The sequence below is a fragment of the Brucella pseudogrignonensis genome (assembly GCF_002252525.1).
GTDB classification, from domain to species: domain Bacteria; phylum Pseudomonadota; class Alphaproteobacteria; order Rhizobiales; family Rhizobiaceae; genus Brucella; species Brucella pseudogrignonensis.
Genome location: NZ_NNRM01000037.1, coordinates 11,927 through 27,092 on the forward strand (window position 1 = coordinate 11,927; position 15,166 = coordinate 27,092).

Below are 15,166 nucleotides of genomic sequence, written 5' to 3' on the forward strand. Positions count from 1 at the left end.
CGGAGGTGGTATGGCGACCCCGAACAATTCTGGTCACGATAATGCGCCACCCGTGAACGGGCCGCGACGACTTCAATTGAGCCGTTTGAGGCAAAGGCTGCTCGCCCTTGTCATTGCAGGCGTGGGCAGTGCGGCAGCCAGTATCATTTCCTATGCGAGTGCGATTTATGCGGCGGCAAACCCCGAGCCGATCCGACAATTGGCCATCGGAGAAGAACTCGACACCGGTCTGTGGCATGTCGTGTTCGCTGACGCGCGTCTTGCCGACCGGCCGCCCACCGGGTTCAAGCCATCGCAACCCAAAACATTCGTCACGGTCGCGTTTCGCATTACCAATCAGTCGGCATCCTCTGCCTATGTTTCACGAAATCTGCTGCAAACTGACCCGCAAATGCCGCCCCCCACACTCTATCTGGCGCGCGACAACTGGATCGCAAGCCCGATCAATCCCGGCATGCCAGAAGACCTCATCGCCGTGTGGGAACTCGAAGACGGTCAGCCCGCGCCCGAGCAACTGCGAATCCATGTTGGAAGCCAGATCTATAAAAAACGCGATAATCTTTACGGCGCTTCCTCATGGCTTGATCGTGATCCTGTTGCGGTGATCAGCCTGCCCCTGTCTCAACCCCTGTCCAAGCCCCTTTCCAAGCCCTTGTCCATGCCCGTGTCGCAGGAGCCCGCAAAGCAGTGATGACCAAGCTCAGCAGTTTCGGCCTTCTGATCCTCACGCTGGCCGCCCTTTACTTCCTGCAGCACTCCACTCCTTACTATAGTGATATCCTTTCGCCAGTCGCTGTGGCCGGCATGCAAGGCAGTGCGGTAAAGGCGGACCGTTTTGCGCTCGGCGTCGGCAATGCCTATCGAGCAAGACAACTGACCACCCCCGGTGTTTCGCGCGAGCGCAGTTATTCCACCCAGGGAGAGTGGCTGGTGATCGAGGCGGCAGCCAAGGCCGAGATTGAAAGCCTCAGTCTGATGTCGGTCGCCTGGCTCGGTCCCAATGGCGTTCGCTATCGGCTCACCGGACGCTTGTCGAGCGTCGCCGGCATGATCGGGTCGGAACGGCTGGAGCCGGGCATTGTGCGCCCGGTGTTGATCGTGTTCGAGTTGCCGGCCGATCAAATCAAAGGCGGTCGGTTGTTGATCGCTGAATCCGCCCTGACGCCCTTGTCAGAAGAACTGCACATTACGCTTGATGATGACCGCTTGCACGATGTTCATCGCTCGATTGAAATTGCGCGCGGCGACAGCGTCATGGCCTGGCAGCTGGAGATGACGGAATGACGACACTCGCGCCGACCACGTCGCGACGCAATTTTTGGTGCTGTCTTTTCCTGCTGGTCCTGGCCTTGCCGCTGGCCGTTTTCGTTCAGTCAAAAGGCGAGATTGTTGGCTGGGTCAAAGCAACACTGCTTGAGATCAAACCGCTGCCCCCCGGATCATCTGCGCTCTATGCGCAGGCGCGCTTTCGCTCAAGCGGGCTGGAAAGTTTCGACGGTCCATTACCCAAAACAAAGCTTGTCGCCGCAAAGCTCGATATCACCCTTGAAGATGTCGCGGCATTCAAGGCCGCCATGCCCTGTGAAATCAGTCTGCTCGATGCGCAGCACCGCCGGTTCAAACCGCTTTCGCCTATCGATGGTGATCTGCGAAAGCGCAAGCCGGAATGGGCCGAAAAGCCCGACTGCAACAGCCTGATTGGCGAGGAGCGTGCCGGTCACAGGATCGAGGTGGTTGAAACCTATCTTGTTCCGGATGACGCAAAAATCATGAGCATCGATATCTCGATGGCAGGGATCAAACCGCAGCGGCTTGTCCTGGCGGCCTTTTAAAGGCGCTGCTGCGCAGCGCATATTCAAGCACCGCAGCCAACAGCGCAATTCTGATCGCATCCAGGATGATGCCGCCATCGAGTTCGGTGGGGCTGCCAAACAGAATTTCCAGCACGTCACCCAGACGTTGCCAGGTCGCAATATCATAAGGCCCGAGCAGATGGGTCGCGCCATACCAGATCCAGGCCCCCGCCCAATTTGTCATGGGGTAAAGCACGATGAATGTAAGGAGCGTTGCCAGGCTGGTGGAAACAACCAGCTTGAGACAATTTAAGACAGGGCGATAGCGGCTGCGATAGCCTCCAAGATAATGGAGGGCAAAATCACTGAGCCAGCCGCCAACCCGGCTTTGCAAGAGCGGCGGCTTTTGTGCGGCTGTGCTGCTCGACAGATCATAGCCATAGACAATCGAGGCCATGACCAGCCAAACAAGCGGTAACAAAGCGTAAAAGAACAAATTCTGCACCTGCGCTGACAGGTCCGGTTGCCGAAACTCGACGGGGATGAAGGAGGACGGGCTGGCCGCATAGGCAGTGATTGCCCACCAAGCGGAACTTTCCCTTATCCCGTCAAGCACTCCGCCCGCTCCAATGAAGCCAATGAGTTCATCTTTCCATTTGTTGAGCGCAAATAGACTGATGAATATCCAGCTGGCATCCGCGGCGACGATCACAAAGCGCAACCACGGCGAATTGCGCTTTGCGTTCAGGCGCTTGCTGATCCATCGGATGCACCAGCACACCAGAATAGCTGCAACAAGACTGCGCGAACGCATCAGGTTGAAGACTTCAATCCGCTCGCCAAATGCCAGTCGTTCGAAAGCAAGGCGCGAATATTCCCTGATTGTATCGCCGAGAAATCCCCAGGCGGCATAATAGGCAAAGAATGGCAATATCACCGCAGCCGTCAGGACAAAGAGCCGATCCGTTCGCCGTCCGGCGCCCTCTGCCGCGACTCTTTTAACGCTGCCGCGCAGCTTTGCGAGCGCCGGTAATGCCGGGCGAAGGCAATTCAACATCACCACCACCACAAGGAGTTTGACCAGAACGACCAGCGATAACACGATCATTCCGGCGAGCGGCGCATAGAAGCCAGCGCGCACCGCGCCCTGCAGCAGCAGTTCACGCGCAATCAGTCCAACAGTCCCTGTCAACAGCAGTTGCGGCCAGAAACGCCACAGCAGTTGCGCTGCAAGCGTGATGAGACCAGCAACATCCTTGAGCATGCGCATGGAGGAAACCTAAGCCGCAAAAGCCGTCAGCTCAACACAAATGATTGCTGTCGACTGCACTATTCGCCTTGGAAGTGGCATTGCCTGGCGCATAGTTGCCTCGATCAGATATGCGCTGGAGGAAGCGGTGCCACCTGCAGGCGATGGGCACTTGGAGGCGCGCCGGTAATCCGCTTATAGGCACGGCTGAACGAGGCTTCTGACTCATAACCAAGCCGATGGGCGACAGTTGCCACCCGCTGGCCTTGCTTTAGCCATTGATGCGCCTGCTGCATGCGGGTTCGTCCGACATAGCGCGCCGGTGTCTCGCCGACAATATCGAGAAACCGCTGCGCGAAGCTTGACCGCGATGCGCCCATGATCTCGGCGAGATCCTCGACGCTCCAGTGGCGCGCCGGATCCAGATGCACCGCCGCCAGCACGCGGCCAATCTCGTTGTTGCGCAATGCTGCCAACCAGCCTTTTTCCTTACCGCAGCCATGTTCTACCCAACTGCGGATCATTGTTGCCGTCAAAACGTCGGCCAGCCGCGCAACAATTCCGCAGGCGCCGACACGGTTCATCTGAACCTCGCGTGCCATGCCCTCCAACAGGGCTGGAATTGAAGGCTCTTTCGCCGCAAAATCATTGGCCCTGATAAAATCGGGCATCAGTTGCAGCAAAGGGTGATCGCGGTCGAGATTGAACGTCATGACAGCGAAAAACAACAGATTGCGCCGGTCCGCATTCGGGCATTCAACATCGATAATACCACCGACCGACTTTCTCGGAAATGCACCGATCGGCACCGGACTGACGCCCGGGGCGCTGGCAATGATATGCGCATCGCCGCGCGGCAGCAACACCGCATCCCTGGGCTTGAGTGGATGCCACTCCCCGTCCGGTGACTGGATAACGGCCGATCCAGAGGCTAGAAAATGAAAGCGCGCCGGTTCTCCGGCCGGGAAAGCCGTCGCCCAAGGAGCGCAGGGCTGACATCGGCCATATTCAACGCCATCCAGCCTCAGGCTGCGGAGAATTTCGGTCAGCGGATCTTGCATGGCGACACCGGTGAGAGAGCGGAAATATTGGAGGAAATGGTATGTAATTTAGATTTACTACCATAGAAACAACGACGCGTCACCCATATCTTGGGGGCAACTCGCAAAATGGAGCGCGTCATGGACATGAAAATCAACCCAGAAAATCGCGCACAGACCGCACCGGACAGAGCGGCCTGGTCAGCGATCCTATCCCTGTCGCTCGGCGTCTTCGGACTGGTGACGGCCGAGTTTCTTCCGGTCAGCCTTTTAACGCCGATTTCGGCGGATCTCGGCGTCAGTGTGGGCGCGGCCGGCCAGTCGATGACAATGACCGCCATTGTCGCAGCCTTTGCTGGGCCGGGCATCGTCATCTATTCAAAGAGGCGTGATCGTCGCCACGTCCTGCTGGGGCTGACGCTGATGCTGGTGCTTTCCAGCCTCCTCTCGGCGCTCTCCCCCAATCTTGCGGTGCTTTATACGGCCCGCATTCTGCTCGGGGTCGGCCTGGGTGGCTTCTGGGCCTTGTCGCTGGCGCTCGCCATGCGGCTGGCACCCGATGCGATACTGCCCCGCGCCATGGCTGTCATCATGACCGGTGTGTCGCTTGCAACCGTCTGTGCGGCACCGCTAGGCGCCTGGATTGGTGCGGCCTTTGGTTGGCGCTACGCATTCCTCCTTGCCGCAGCTGTCGGCACGGTGACTTTCCTGGTGCAGTTTTTAACTGTGCCGTCCTTGCCGGCAAAGACGGGTGCCTCGCTCGCAAGCCTGGTTGGCATCCTCCGCCGACCGATCATTCGTGTCGGACTCACAACCATCCTGCTGGTTGTCGCCGCACATTTTGCAAGCTTCACCTATATCCGGCCATTTCTTGAAACTGTGCCGCAATTTGACATCACACAGATCTCCGCGATCCTGCTGGCCTTTGGCATCGGCGGCTTCTTTGGCAATATTCTGGGTGGGCTGCTGGCCGAGCGAAGCACGCGTATCGCGCTGGCCCTGACTTCATCGGCACTGAGCATTGCAACACTCACCCTGTTTGCCTTCGGCGCTCTGCCCTCGCTAGCCATTCTGGGAACGGTTGTCTGGGGTTTGGCATTCGGCGCAGTGCCGGTGAGCGCCCAGAGCTTCACCACGCGGGCGGCGGGCGATGAGGCGGAAAGCGCCGGTGCGCTCATGCTCACCACATTCCAGATTGCGATATCGGGCGGCGCAGTTCTTGGTGGACTGCTGGTCGATCTGCAAGGAGCGGCAGGGAGCTTGATTTTCTCCACCCTCGCAGCTCTGGCCGCCGCAGGTCTGATCGCAACCAGTGGGGTGGTAAGAAAGCACGGGGCTTCTTCCCGTTCCTGTTCCGATCTCGCCAGCTCGGATATAGCCGGATCAGACATCGCCCGTTGAGGCACTGTCCGTTGAAACACCGCACGAAAGGCATGCCGTGCCGGTTCTTCAAACCGGCACAAGAGCACGTTCACTGATCGAGGTGTCGGCCGACATCGCCGCGTTGCAGTTTTTCGGACACAACCTTGATGGCCTGTGCTGCCTCCTCTGCCGACCAACCCGCATCAACCGCTTCGGCTATCAGATCACGCACCCCCGGAACGCTCGTTCCTTCAACAACGTTGTCGGCATCCTCTTCCGAGCGGCCGCCCAGTGTCGCCTGCTTCATGATGCGCGTTAGAAAGGGCGAAACCGCCTGTTCGCAGTCGGCGGGACGGCCCGGATAGTTATCAGCGGATTTGGGGCTCAACATGGTTCTTCTCCCTGCTGTCTATCGCGAACGATCTGGATAGGGCTCCGACGGCTTCTTGGTGCTTTGGCTACCCGGCGCATTGCTCTGTTCATGGGTTGGCTTCTGTTGGTGATCCCGCGGCTCCACCTTGGATGGGTCGGCGGACTGATCGTCTCTGTGAAGGTCCGGATCGGACCATGGATTTTTCTTTTCGACCATTTTCATTTCCTCTTATTCGTCTCGGGCGTCATCGAGTGTCTCAAGCAGCATGGCTGCAACAATCTTGATGGCGCGCGCCGTCTCGACTTCATCCCAGCCAGCATTGACCGCAGAGGCAATCAAACCTTTCACCTCATTGGCTACGGCGTTCCGACAATCGGTATCCCGATCGGGATAATGGCCAGGATGGGTGGGTTTGAGCATGCATCGACTCCTCAGATGAAAGGAGAACTCCCAAAGCCATAAAAAGCTCCATCCAATCCGCAGGCTTCGCTTGAATTTTCCAAAGGTGATGAATTGCCAGCTCGAAAGCCATTTGGCCCGCAAGGAGAAGAGATCAATCTGGCACTGCGCACGCAGTGGGCCCAAGAGATGATCGATAGGGGATTTATCGGGAGTGGCTTTGGGGGACTTGCGCAGCCTCCGGCCAAGTCACGGCTTGCATAAAAATCAACAGCCCAGTGGAACCAAGTGGTGGTGTTCATCATTGTGTGGTCGTGCTGATTATCAGCGTTTATTTTTGGAGAATTGATATGCGTCGTCTTATTTTGGCAACTGCTGCAACCCTGGCTCTTGGATCAATGGCCTTCGCTCAAACCGCAACAAATGTCGAAACAGAGGTCTTTGTCACCGCCAAGCCGACCGATGTGATCTCCAGCAATATCCTCAATCTGGATATTACCAATTCCAAGGATGAATCGATCGGCAAGATCCAGGACCTCATCATCTCTGAAGGTGCCTTGACCGGCTATATCGTGTCGGTTGGCGGGTTCCTCGGCATCGGCGAAAAATATGTGATCGTCGCGCCACAATCCGTCGAAATCCTTTATGCGGAAAACGACAAGAAGTGGTCGGCCAAGATGGACACCACCAAGGAAGCTTTGGAAAAGGCTCCGGAATTCAAATATGACGGTCGTTGGGCCAAGTAAGATCGTTTACGCGGAGGAGCAATCAAATGCGCTCCTCCGCGCAAAGAATATCAAAATGATCAGGTCAAGCAACTTGCGACGCTCGCCAGACTATAACAGTCCCGTGATAATTGTTCCAAGACTTTTAAACGTATATGACTTGGAACAAACAGGCAAAGCCGACGTTTATAAGTATAAGCCATTGGATATGATGACTATGGCTTGCAAGCTTTCCAGCCGAAAGAAAAGTTTGCTCTTTCTGTAGATACGATGAGAGGAGATTGATGATGGATTGGGATCGCGTTGAAGGCAACTGGAAACAGTTCAAGGGCAAGGTCAAGGAAAAGTGGGGTGACCTCACCGATGACGACCTTGACAAGATCAACGGCAAGCGTGAGCAGCTCGAAGGCAAGATTCAGGAGCGCTACGGCATTGAAAAGGACGCCGTCCGCAAGGATGTCGATGATTGGTATAACAGCCAGAAATTCTAGCGCCGCCTGACTGGTTCAATTAAGCCACGCATCCTGCGTGGCTTTTTGCTGTTTTGAAATGGCATCGCCACTCTCAGAGGGATCGCCATCGCTATGAGCGCGCGCTGAAAGTGTGTTTGAAGCTGCGGAGCCGCATTGCGGCAGACCACATTTGTGTCTACTAATGGACAGACATTGCGTCCGCTTTAAGCTATTGATCCGTCTTTAAGAATCGGTGGGGGAGAATCATGTTGTCATCGTGCGAAGGCTGCGGCCGGTTCCCGGAACCGGTCGCGACGTCGTTTCCGGCGGTTTTATCCCGAAGCGATGACCGCATCGCTATCCTCCTATCGCTCCTGAGCAAGAGTTCCTCATGACAATGCGCGCCACAGCCGACCGTTCCGGAAAACTGTTCGGAATCGATTTCAGTGTGGCGATAGGACTCGCCGCAGCGCTAATGTTTTTTATCGTCAGCGGGCTGGTCACCTATGTCAATTTTCAGGGCCTCCGGCTTGCCAATCAACGCATTGTCGAAACGCACCGCGCCATCGTTTCTCTCCAGAGCCTGTTGTCCAAGCTTCAGGATGCGGAAACCGGACAGCGCGGCTATCTGCTGACCGGCGAAGAAAGCTACCTTGCTCCCTACCGGACGGCGCTTGCGGCGGTGAACGCTCAGCTCGAAAAAGTTTCCGAGCGCACCAGGGATAATCCGGGGCAAAATGAACGTCTCGACAAGCTGCGCCAGCATATCGGTGCCAAGCTTGATGAAATGGCGGAGACGATCGTGCTGCGCAAGGATCAGGGGCTGGAACGGGCCCTGGCGCTTGTGCGCTCCGACCGTGGTAAGCTTGAGATGGACGCAATCCGCGAAACCATCGATGCCATGACGCAGGTGGAAAACGACATGCGTTCCGTCCGCCTCGCAGAAATGGAGCGGGCGCAGAGCCAGGCGTTAATCAGCACAATTCTCGCCGCTTTGCTCGGCATTATCCTGACATTGGTGATCGGATATCTTCTGCGCAAGGCAACGCTCAACAGGGCCCGCGAAGAATGGCTGCAAAACGGCGAAATCGGTCTTGCGGCGGCAATGTCGGGCGATCAGCCTATTGAGGAACTGAGCGCAAGCATCCTTGATTATCTGACCGATTACACAGGCGCGGTGGCCGGTGCATTTTTCTCTGGCTCCCGCGATCAATACCAGCGGTCCGCAGTCTACGGCGTACCGGATGATAACGCCGTTCCCAAACAATTTGCCAAGCGTGAAGGTTTGCTTGGACAATCTGCCGCCAAGGCAAGCCTTGTCGTACTCGACGATGTTCCAACTGGCTATCTGAGCTTTGGTTCGGCGCTGGGTCGCGACAAGCCGAAGCATCTGGTGATCCTGCCGGCTTCCGTCCATGGAAATGTCAATGCGGTGATGGAACTGGGCTTTCTGCAGCCCGTCGATCGGGACGTCCTGTCTCTGCTTGCCACAACCGGCGAAGCCATCGCGCTCAGCGTCCAGGCCGCAAGCTATCGCGACGAGTTGCAGAACCTGCTTGAGGAAACACAACAGCAGTCCGAGGAATTGCAGGCGCAGGGCGAAGAACTGCGCGTGTCCAATGAGGAACTTGAAGAACAAAGCCGTGTGCTCAAGGAATCCCAGTCGCGTCTTGAACAGCAGCAGATCGAACTCGAACAGACCAACAGTCAGTTGGAGGAACAGGCCAACCAGCTCGAAATGCAGCGCACCGACCTCGAGCGCGCGCACGCCTCCGTGCAACTCAAGGCGCAGGAGCTTGAACGATCAAGCCAGTATAAGAGCGACTTCCTCGCCAACATGTCGCATGAGCTGCGGACCCCGTTGAACTCCTCGCTCATTCTCGCCAAGCTTCTTGCCGATAATCCGGACGAAAATCTCACCCAGGAACAGGTCAAATATGCGCGCACCATCCAGTCTTCGGGCAATGATCTTCTCAATCTGATCAATGACATTCTCGATCTGTCAAAGATCGAGGCGGGCCATGTCGAAATTCATCCCGAAGTCACACCTTTGGCGCGGATGGCGGCAGGGTTGCGGCAGCTGTTTGATCCCGTCGCGCAGGAAAAGAAACTCGACTTCGACATTCACATCGATGAGGCGATCCCCCGATCGTTCGAGACCGATCCACAACGACTGGAGCAGATTCTCAAAAATCTGATTTCCAATGCCATCAAATTCACCGATAAGGGCAAGGTGGTGCTCTCTATTGCCGCCGAAGACGACGACAAGATACTGTTCTCGGTCAGCGATACCGGCATCGGGATTTCGGCGGAACAGCTGAAGAGCATTTTCGAAGCCTTCCATCAGGCTGACAGCACCATCAGCCGACGCTACGGCGGAACCGGGCTTGGCTTGTCGATATCACGCCAGCTCGCCCGACTGCTCGGTGGCAGCATCCGAGTCGAAAGCACACCCGGGCAGGGCAGTTGCTTTACGCTGACGCTTCCTCTCAAACATGGCGGCCTTGATGCGGCGGTTGCGCCAGCCGCAGCACCGGCCCCTGCGGAAGAATTACCAGCCTCAGAACAATCGACTATCGCGCTGCCGCGCCCACTCGATGATGATCGGGATGCCATCACCGGCGACAAGCGCGTTCTGCTGGTGATCGAAGATGATGAGACATTCGCAGCCATCGTGCGCGATCTGTCACGCGAGATGGGTTTTCACTCGGTGGTCGCCCGGACCGCAGAGGAAGCCGTTCGGGTCGCGCGCGAGTTCTCGCCCAATGCGATCGTTCTCGATGTCGGACTTCCCGATCAGTCCGGTCTTTCGGTGCTGGATCGATTGAAGAACGATGTCCAGACCCGACATATCCCTATCCATGTCATATCAGCGGGCGATCATACCCGCACGGCGTTTTCGCTCGGAGCAGTCGGATACCTGACCAAGCCCGTCAGTCGCGAGCAACTGGTCGGGGTCCTTAACAAGCTGGAGGCCAAGCTTGAACAGCGGATGCACCGGGTTCTGATCGTCGAGGACGACGAACGGCAGCGCGAAGCCGTCTCCAAGCTTTTGGGGTCCCGTGACGTCGAGACTGTTACAGCCGGTAACGCCGCCGAGTGCCTTGATCTCCTGCGCGAGCAGACTTTTGACTGCATGGTGCTTGATCTGTCGCTGCCCGATGCTTCCGGGTTTTCTCTCCTCGAAACCCTCAGCAGTGAAAGTGCTTATTCCTTCCCGCCGGTGATCGTTTATACCGGACGTGAACTTTCGCCGGAAAGCGAGCAGAGACTGCGGCGCTATTCAAAATCGATCATCATAAAAGGCGCGAAGTCCCCTGAACGCCTGCTTGATGAAGTCAGTCTCTTCCTGCATCAGATCATTTCGGAATTGCCGCCCGAGCAGCAGAAGATGATCCGCAAGGCCCGTCATCGCGACGCTCTGCTGGAAGGCCGCTGTATCCTGGTGGTCGAAGATGACATTCGCAATGTCTATGCATTGACCAATATTCTGGAGCCGCGTGGCGCACACGTGCTGATTGCCCGCAACGGCCAGGAGGCGCTCGATGCGCTTGATCGCTCAACAGCCAACCCCGACGCGGCCATTGATCTTGTCCTTATGGATGTGATGATGCCGGTCATGGATGGTTTGACCGCCACGCGGCACATCCGGCAAAATCCGAGCTTTAAGAAATTGCCGATCATCACCCTCACCGCCAAGGCGATGCCGGATGACCAACAACGCTGCATCGAAGCGGGCGCCAATGATTACATGGCCAAGCCGCTTGATGTCGACAAGCTGCTGTCGCTTGTCCGGGTATGGATGCCCAAATGACAGGCGAGAATAAGCCCGGTTCGCCTGAGGAAATCGAGATCCGCTTGCTGTTGGAGGCGCTTTATTTGCGCTACCATTATGATTTCCGCAATTACGCGATGAGCTCGATCCGGCGCCGCTTGCGACAGGCGCGAGAACAGTTGGCGTTTCCGAGTTTCTCCGCCATGCAGGATCGCCTGTTGCGCGATCCGGCAATGCTGCCACAATTGCTGCGCTTTTTGACCGTTCAGGTCAGCGACATGTTCCGCGATCCCGATTATTTCCGCGCCATTCGTGAGCGCGTGATACCACATCTGCGAACCTATCCCTCGTTGAAGGTCTGGATTGCCGGCTGTAGCAGCGGCGAGGAACTATATTCGATGGTCATCCTGTTTCGCGAAGAAGGGCTGGAAGATCGCACGCTTTTTTATGCGACCGATATCAACCAGGAGGCGTTGCAGGCGGCAGAAGCCGGTGTCTATACCATTGAACGGGTTCGGTCCTTCACCGCCAATCACCAGCGTTCGGGTGGCAAGTCATCGCTGTCCGACTATTATCAGGCCGCTTATGGGCGCGTATCGTTCGATAAGTCGCTGCGCCGCAATGTGGTGTTTTCCGACCACAGTCTGGTTACCGATGCGGTCTTTGGCGAGATGAACCTGATCTCCTGCCGCAATGTGCTGATTTATTTCGACAATGACCTGAAAGATCGTGTGCTGGGCCTGTTCCGGGATTCGCTTGCCCATCGCGGTTTTCTGGGGCTGGGCGCCAAGGAGAGCGTGCGCTTTTCCGCCGAGGCGTCGTCGTTTGCGGATTTCGTGCGCGAAGAAAAGATCTATCAGCGGGTGACGTCATGATGGCTTCTGCAGCGCAGGCCGTGGTGATTGGCGCTTCCGCAGGCGCTTTTGATGCCCTGTCGGTCATCCTGCCGCAGCTCATGCCGGGCTTTCGGTTGCCCGTAATCATTGTCGTGCATCTCCCTCCTGATCGGCGAAGCCTGATGGCCGAACTGTTCCGACAAAGATGCAGTCTGATGGTCGAGGAAGTCGAGGACCGCCAGCCGTTGGAGCCGGGCACCATCTATTTTGCGCCGCCCGACTACCACCTGCTGGTGGAGAACCGCCGCAGTCTGTCGCTCTCCAAGGACGATCCTGTCCTGTTTTCGAGGCCTTCCATCGACGTCCTGTTTGAAACTGCAGCCGAGGTCTTCGGCGCAGGCTTGATTGCGGTGGTGCTGTCGGGCGCAAACGACGACGGTGCACGCGGGGCGGCCGTCATTCAGGCCTGTGGCGGAACCGTACTCGTGCAGGATCCAAAACAGGCCTTGGTGCCCGTGATGCCGGAAGCGGCATTGCGCAGCTGCCCTGCCGCAAAAATTCTGTCGCTTGACGCGATAGCTCAATATTTAAGAGAGGTTTAAGTCAACATGAAACCCGTATCGTTTCTCCTCGTTGACGATCTTGAGGAAAATCTCATCGCCTTGGAAGCCCTCTTGCGCCGCGAAGGCTTGCAATTGCTTAAAGCGACTACCGGCGACCAGGCGCTCGAGCTTTTGCTCGAGCACGACGTGGCGCTGGCGCTTGTCGATGTCCAAATGCCCGGGCTCGATGGATTTCAACTCGCGGAACTGATGCGAGGCAATGAACGCACCCGACATGTCCCGATCATTTTTGTCACCGCTGGCAGCGCCGGACAGCGCCGCTTTCAGGGCTATGAGGCGGGAGCAGTCGATTTCATTCAAAAGCCGATCGAACCGGATATCCTGCGCAGCAAGGCCGAGGTTTTCTTCGAGCTCTATCGTCAGCGACAGCAGCTCGCTCTGCAAAGAGATGAACTGGCAGCACAGGCGCAGGCGCTGCGCGAGGCAGCGCAGCAGAAAGATATTCTGCTCCAGGAGATCAACCATCGTATCAAGAACCTGTTCGGTCTCGCCTCGGGACTGATATCCTTGAGCGCTCGCTCTGCCGAAACCATTGAAGAGCTGGTTACGGACTTGCGTTCGCGGCTGCAGGCGCTGGCACGCGCGCATGAACTCACCCTGCCTGTGCTGGGCAGGAATAGCCCTGCGGATCGCGCCACTTCTGTTGTGGGCCTGATCGAGGCGATTGTCGCGCCGCATAAGGGTGAGCAACACTCTCCTGTGAAGATCACCGGTGCAGACGTTCCGATTTCGGGCAATGGTCTCACCTCCTTCGCACTTCTGCTGCATGAACTGACCACCAATTCCGCCAAATATGGCGCTCTGTCATCCCCGGAGGGGCAACTGGCGATCAATATTGGTCTGGATGAGGAGCTGCTGTCTTTGAACTGGAAGGAAACGGGCGGGGAAATCCTGCAACAACCACCTGAACGCAAGGGATTTGGTGCCGCTCTCGAAAAGGCGACAGTTCAGGGCCTCAATGCGGTGATCGCACGGGACTGGCAGCCCGAGGGCCTGTCGCTTTCCCTCAAAATACCCGCAGAGCGCCTGGTCTATCGCGATACTCATCCCGGCTGAACAACGTCGGTAACAACAAGACCAGCTTTCGGAATGGTGAGGCCTTTGACCCGCATCATTCACAGCTGCGCCGGCCTCTGTTTTGTCTTTCGCAAAGCCTGTTGCTTTTGCAGGTCCACGCAGGCCCCTCCCAGTCTGACTATTATTGCGATTTGTTCTGGAACCATCTCTGCTCACCGGGGTTAGTTAGCATGCCAACCAGAAAATGAGAGGAAATGCTATGAAGTTCACAACACTCCTGATCGCAGGTGCGATGGCCCTTTCACCAGCGCTTGCTGGCGCACAGGCAACACAGACCCCCAACAGTGACGCGCCTGGTGCGACCGACACCCCCACTCATGATGATAAGACCCCTGATGCTGGTCAGAACAGCCTGACTGAAGCCCAGGCAACCGAGCTGTTCAACAAGGCCGGCTATACTGAGCTGAAAAATCTCAAGCTCAACGAGCAGGGACTGTGGGAAGCATCGTCAATGAAGGATGGCAAAACCGTCATGCTGACCTTGGACGCCGAGGGCAAGGTTTCCGAGCATATGATGTAAATCATTGCCCTAGATGAAAAAAGCCGCGTCAGCGGCTTTTTTTATGCGTGCTGCGAAAGTCAGAACGCTCAAGCATGACGCAAAAATCTCCGATCATGCCGCTACCGCCCCCGGATTGCCAGAGGTCTTGAGCGATGCTCTGTGGCGATATTCGCCAGATGTCGTCAGGGTCTGGCATTATGATGAAAACATCAATTCTGCCGCGCAGGCGTCAGTGATTTCAGCGCGTCGACAAACCGGATCATGGTCGGGGACAGGTTTCGACCTTCCATCGTCAGAATGTGCAACGCACTGGTCGCCAGAACGGGATCGTCGATTGGAACCAGAGCAATATTGGCGTCATTGTCGCGGACCAGATCAGGGGAACCGGTAATCGAGGTTGTTCCCGAAGAGAAACTATAGGCGCGCAGCAACGCCATCGAATTGGTAGAGAAGACCGGGTTGAAGCTAATTCCCTTTGCCGCCAGCGCCGCCTGCAGCAGAAGTCGCTGCGTCCGGTCCTCGTCAGGAACCGCCCATTGTTCGCCGCGCAGATCATCCAGTGTGACAGAGGGCCTGCCCGCCAAGGGATGATCGCAGCGCAGCGCGGCCAAGATCGGTTGTCAGGCAATAAGCTGAATGGCAATATGGGGCGGTGGCGGCTCGCTATAGGTGATAGCAATATCCGCTGTGCCATTCTTGATGTGGGGACAGATATCGGGCGAGGTGCCGAGCCAGACATGGAAATGCACCGCCGGCTGCTGTTGCCGAAACGCCGCGATGGCATAGCTAAGGCAGCCCAAAGCGAAACCGGCCTGGTTCGCAATCCGTATCAGGCTATGCGATTTTCTGGCAAGTGCGCGCAGTTCCGACAGCGCCTCTTCCAAGCCGATTGATAGTTGCTGCTTACGTTGCAACAGCAATTCCCCCGCAGCGGTTAGCACCAAGCCGCCAGGCCGCCAT

16 protein-coding genes and 2 pseudogenes are annotated in these 15,166 nt (G+C 56.9%); 12 read left to right on the forward strand and 6 right to left on the reverse strand.

Annotated elements, in window-relative coordinates:
* Positions 1–10 precede the first annotated feature (10 nt).
* From CEV34_RS15515 to CEV34_RS15525, 3 genes are read left to right on the forward strand one after another with little or no spacing between them, the layout of a single operon-like run.
* The gene (locus CEV34_RS15515) at positions 11–691 is read left to right on the forward strand and encodes a hypothetical protein (protein WP_094543923.1); all 681 of its coding nucleotides are present in this window, start codon (positions 11–13) and stop codon (positions 689–691) included.
* The gene (locus CEV34_RS15520) at positions 691–1,284 is read left to right on the forward strand and encodes a hypothetical protein (protein ID WP_064322594.1); all 594 of its coding nucleotides are present in this window, start codon (positions 691–693) and stop codon (positions 1,282–1,284) included. Before CEV34_RS15515 ends, CEV34_RS15520 begins: the two co-directional genes overlap by 1 nt.
* Positions 1,281–1,832: a hypothetical protein gene (locus tag CEV34_RS15525; protein ID WP_064322593.1), complete on the forward strand. Its 552-nt coding sequence runs from the start codon at positions 1,281–1,283 to the stop codon at positions 1,830–1,832. The genes CEV34_RS15520 and CEV34_RS15525 overlap by 4 nt, the downstream gene beginning before the upstream one ends.
* Here the strand turns inward: CEV34_RS15525 and CEV34_RS15530 are convergent.
* Both CEV34_RS15530 and CEV34_RS15535 read right to left on the reverse strand, forming a co-directional pair.
* On the reverse strand, positions 1,798–3,063 hold the full coding sequence (locus tag CEV34_RS15530; protein WP_064322592.1) for a hypothetical protein: 1,266 nt from the start codon (positions 3,061–3,063) through the stop codon (positions 1,798–1,800). The two genes, CEV34_RS15525 and CEV34_RS15530, sit on opposite strands and share 35 nt — an antisense overlap.
* 104 nt (positions 3,064–3,167) lie before the next feature.
* Complete coding sequence (locus tag CEV34_RS15535) at positions 3,168–4,103, reverse strand: AraC family transcriptional regulator (RefSeq protein ID WP_094543924.1); 936 nt, start codon at positions 4,101–4,103, stop codon at positions 3,168–3,170.
* A 120-nt stretch (positions 4,104–4,223) separates the two neighbouring features.
* Between CEV34_RS15535 and CEV34_RS15540 the strand changes: the two genes are divergently transcribed.
* A complete protein-coding gene (locus CEV34_RS15540; protein WP_094543925.1) occupies positions 4,224–5,483 on the forward strand; it encodes an MFS transporter in 1,260 nt (419 codons plus the stop codon).
* 70 nt (positions 5,484–5,553) lie between these two features.
* Here CEV34_RS15540 and CEV34_RS15545 read toward each other — a convergent pair whose 3' ends face one another.
* Genes CEV34_RS15545 through CEV34_RS15555 form a run of 3 tightly spaced genes read right to left on the reverse strand, consistent with a single transcriptional unit; the run spans position 5,554 to position 6,237 of the window.
* A complete protein-coding gene (locus CEV34_RS15545; RefSeq protein WP_064322590.1) occupies positions 5,554–5,835 on the reverse strand; it encodes a hypothetical protein in 282 nt (93 codons plus the stop codon).
* An 18-nt stretch (positions 5,836–5,853) separates the two neighbouring features.
* Positions 5,854–6,033, reverse strand: a complete 180-nt coding sequence (locus CEV34_RS15550; protein WP_064322589.1) for a hypothetical protein — start codon at positions 6,031–6,033, stop codon at positions 5,854–5,856.
* Between the two features lie 12 nt (positions 6,034–6,045).
* Positions 6,046–6,237 (reverse strand): hypothetical protein, encoded by a 192-nt coding sequence (locus CEV34_RS15555; RefSeq protein ID WP_064322588.1) that lies wholly within the window; start codon positions 6,235–6,237, stop codon positions 6,046–6,048.
* Positions 6,238–6,566: 329 nt separating this feature from the next.
* Here CEV34_RS15555 and CEV34_RS15560 point away from each other — a divergent pair, with 329 nt between their 5' ends.
* The 8 genes and pseudogenes from CEV34_RS15560 (at position 6,567) to CEV34_RS15595 (ending at position 14,224) form a co-directional block, all read left to right on the forward strand.
* On the forward strand, positions 6,567–6,962 hold the full coding sequence (locus CEV34_RS15560; RefSeq protein ID WP_064322587.1) for a PRC-barrel domain-containing protein: 396 nt from the start codon (positions 6,567–6,569) through the stop codon (positions 6,960–6,962).
* A 266-nt stretch (positions 6,963–7,228) separates the two neighbouring features.
* The gene (locus CEV34_RS15570; protein ID WP_007880399.1) at positions 7,229–7,432 is read left to right on the forward strand and encodes a CsbD family protein; all 204 of its coding nucleotides are present in this window, start codon (positions 7,229–7,231) and stop codon (positions 7,430–7,432) included.
* 352 nt (positions 7,433–7,784) lie between these two features.
* On the forward strand, positions 7,785–11,207 hold the full coding sequence (locus CEV34_RS15575; RefSeq protein ID WP_094543926.1) for a response regulator: 3,423 nt from the start codon (positions 7,785–7,787) through the stop codon (positions 11,205–11,207).
* Positions 11,204–12,043, forward strand: coding sequence for a CheR family methyltransferase (locus CEV34_RS15580; protein WP_094543927.1), 840 nt, complete (start codon positions 11,204–11,206; stop codon positions 12,041–12,043). Before CEV34_RS15575 ends, CEV34_RS15580 begins: the two co-directional genes overlap by 4 nt.
* The gene (locus CEV34_RS15585; protein ID WP_094543928.1) at positions 12,040–12,606 is read left to right on the forward strand and encodes a chemotaxis protein CheB; all 567 of its coding nucleotides are present in this window, start codon (positions 12,040–12,042) and stop codon (positions 12,604–12,606) included. The genes CEV34_RS15580 and CEV34_RS15585 overlap by 4 nt, the downstream gene beginning before the upstream one ends.
* A 6-nt stretch (positions 12,607–12,612) precedes the next feature.
* Positions 12,613–12,900, forward strand: a pseudogene (locus tag CEV34_RS27350) (response regulator); the annotation flags it as partial.
* A 234-nt stretch (positions 12,901–13,134) separates the two neighbouring features.
* Positions 13,135–13,683, forward strand: a complete 549-nt coding sequence (locus CEV34_RS27355; RefSeq protein ID WP_235819085.1) for an HWE histidine kinase domain-containing protein — start codon at positions 13,135–13,137, stop codon at positions 13,681–13,683.
* Between the two features lie 220 nt (positions 13,684–13,903).
* Entirely contained in the window at positions 13,904–14,224 is a 321-nt protein-coding gene (locus CEV34_RS15595) for a hypothetical protein (protein WP_064322582.1), read from the forward strand.
* A gap of 191 nt (positions 14,225–14,415) precedes the next feature.
* Here the strand turns inward: CEV34_RS15595 and CEV34_RS27360 are convergent.
* A pseudogene (locus CEV34_RS27360) lies at positions 14,416–15,147 on the reverse strand (LysR substrate-binding domain-containing protein).
* Between the last annotated feature and the right edge of the window lie 19 nt (positions 15,148–15,166).

Excerpts from the sequence above, each read along its gene's own strand:
- CEV34_RS15515 (WP_094543923.1), top strand. The coding sequence starts at position 11 with ATGGCGACCCCGAACAATTCTGGTCACGATAATGCGCCACCCGTGAAC.
- CEV34_RS15520 (WP_064322594.1), top strand. The coding sequence starts at position 691 with ATGACCAAGCTCAGCAGTTTCGGCCTTCTGATCCTCACGCTGGCCGCC.
- CEV34_RS15525 (WP_064322593.1), top strand. The coding sequence starts at position 1,281 with ATGACGACACTCGCGCCGACCACGTCGCGACGCAATTTTTGGTGCTGT.
- CEV34_RS15530 (WP_064322592.1), bottom strand. The coding sequence starts at position 3,063 with ATGCGCATGCTCAAGGATGTTGCTGGTCTCATCACGCTTGCAGCGCAA.
- CEV34_RS15535 (WP_094543924.1), bottom strand. The coding sequence starts at position 4,103 with ATGCAAGATCCGCTGACCGAAATTCTCCGCAGCCTGAGGCTGGATGGC.
- CEV34_RS15540 (WP_094543925.1), top strand. The coding sequence starts at position 4,224 with ATGGACATGAAAATCAACCCAGAAAATCGCGCACAGACCGCACCGGAC.
- CEV34_RS15545 (WP_064322590.1), bottom strand. The coding sequence starts at position 5,835 with ATGTTGAGCCCCAAATCCGCTGATAACTATCCGGGCCGTCCCGCCGAC.
- CEV34_RS15550 (WP_064322589.1), bottom strand. The coding sequence starts at position 6,033 with ATGGTCGAAAAGAAAAATCCATGGTCCGATCCGGACCTTCACAGAGAC.
- CEV34_RS15555 (WP_064322588.1), bottom strand. The coding sequence starts at position 6,237 with ATGCTCAAACCCACCCATCCTGGCCATTATCCCGATCGGGATACCGAT.
- CEV34_RS15560 (WP_064322587.1), top strand. The coding sequence starts at position 6,567 with ATGCGTCGTCTTATTTTGGCAACTGCTGCAACCCTGGCTCTTGGATCA.
- CEV34_RS15570 (WP_007880399.1), top strand. The coding sequence starts at position 7,229 with ATGGATTGGGATCGCGTTGAAGGCAACTGGAAACAGTTCAAGGGCAAG.
- CEV34_RS15575 (WP_094543926.1), top strand. The coding sequence starts at position 7,785 with ATGACAATGCGCGCCACAGCCGACCGTTCCGGAAAACTGTTCGGAATC.
- CEV34_RS15580 (WP_094543927.1), top strand. The coding sequence starts at position 11,204 with ATGACAGGCGAGAATAAGCCCGGTTCGCCTGAGGAAATCGAGATCCGC.
- CEV34_RS15585 (WP_094543928.1), top strand. The coding sequence starts at position 12,040 with ATGATGGCTTCTGCAGCGCAGGCCGTGGTGATTGGCGCTTCCGCAGGC.
- CEV34_RS15595 (WP_064322582.1), top strand. The coding sequence starts at position 13,904 with ATGAAGTTCACAACACTCCTGATCGCAGGTGCGATGGCCCTTTCACCA.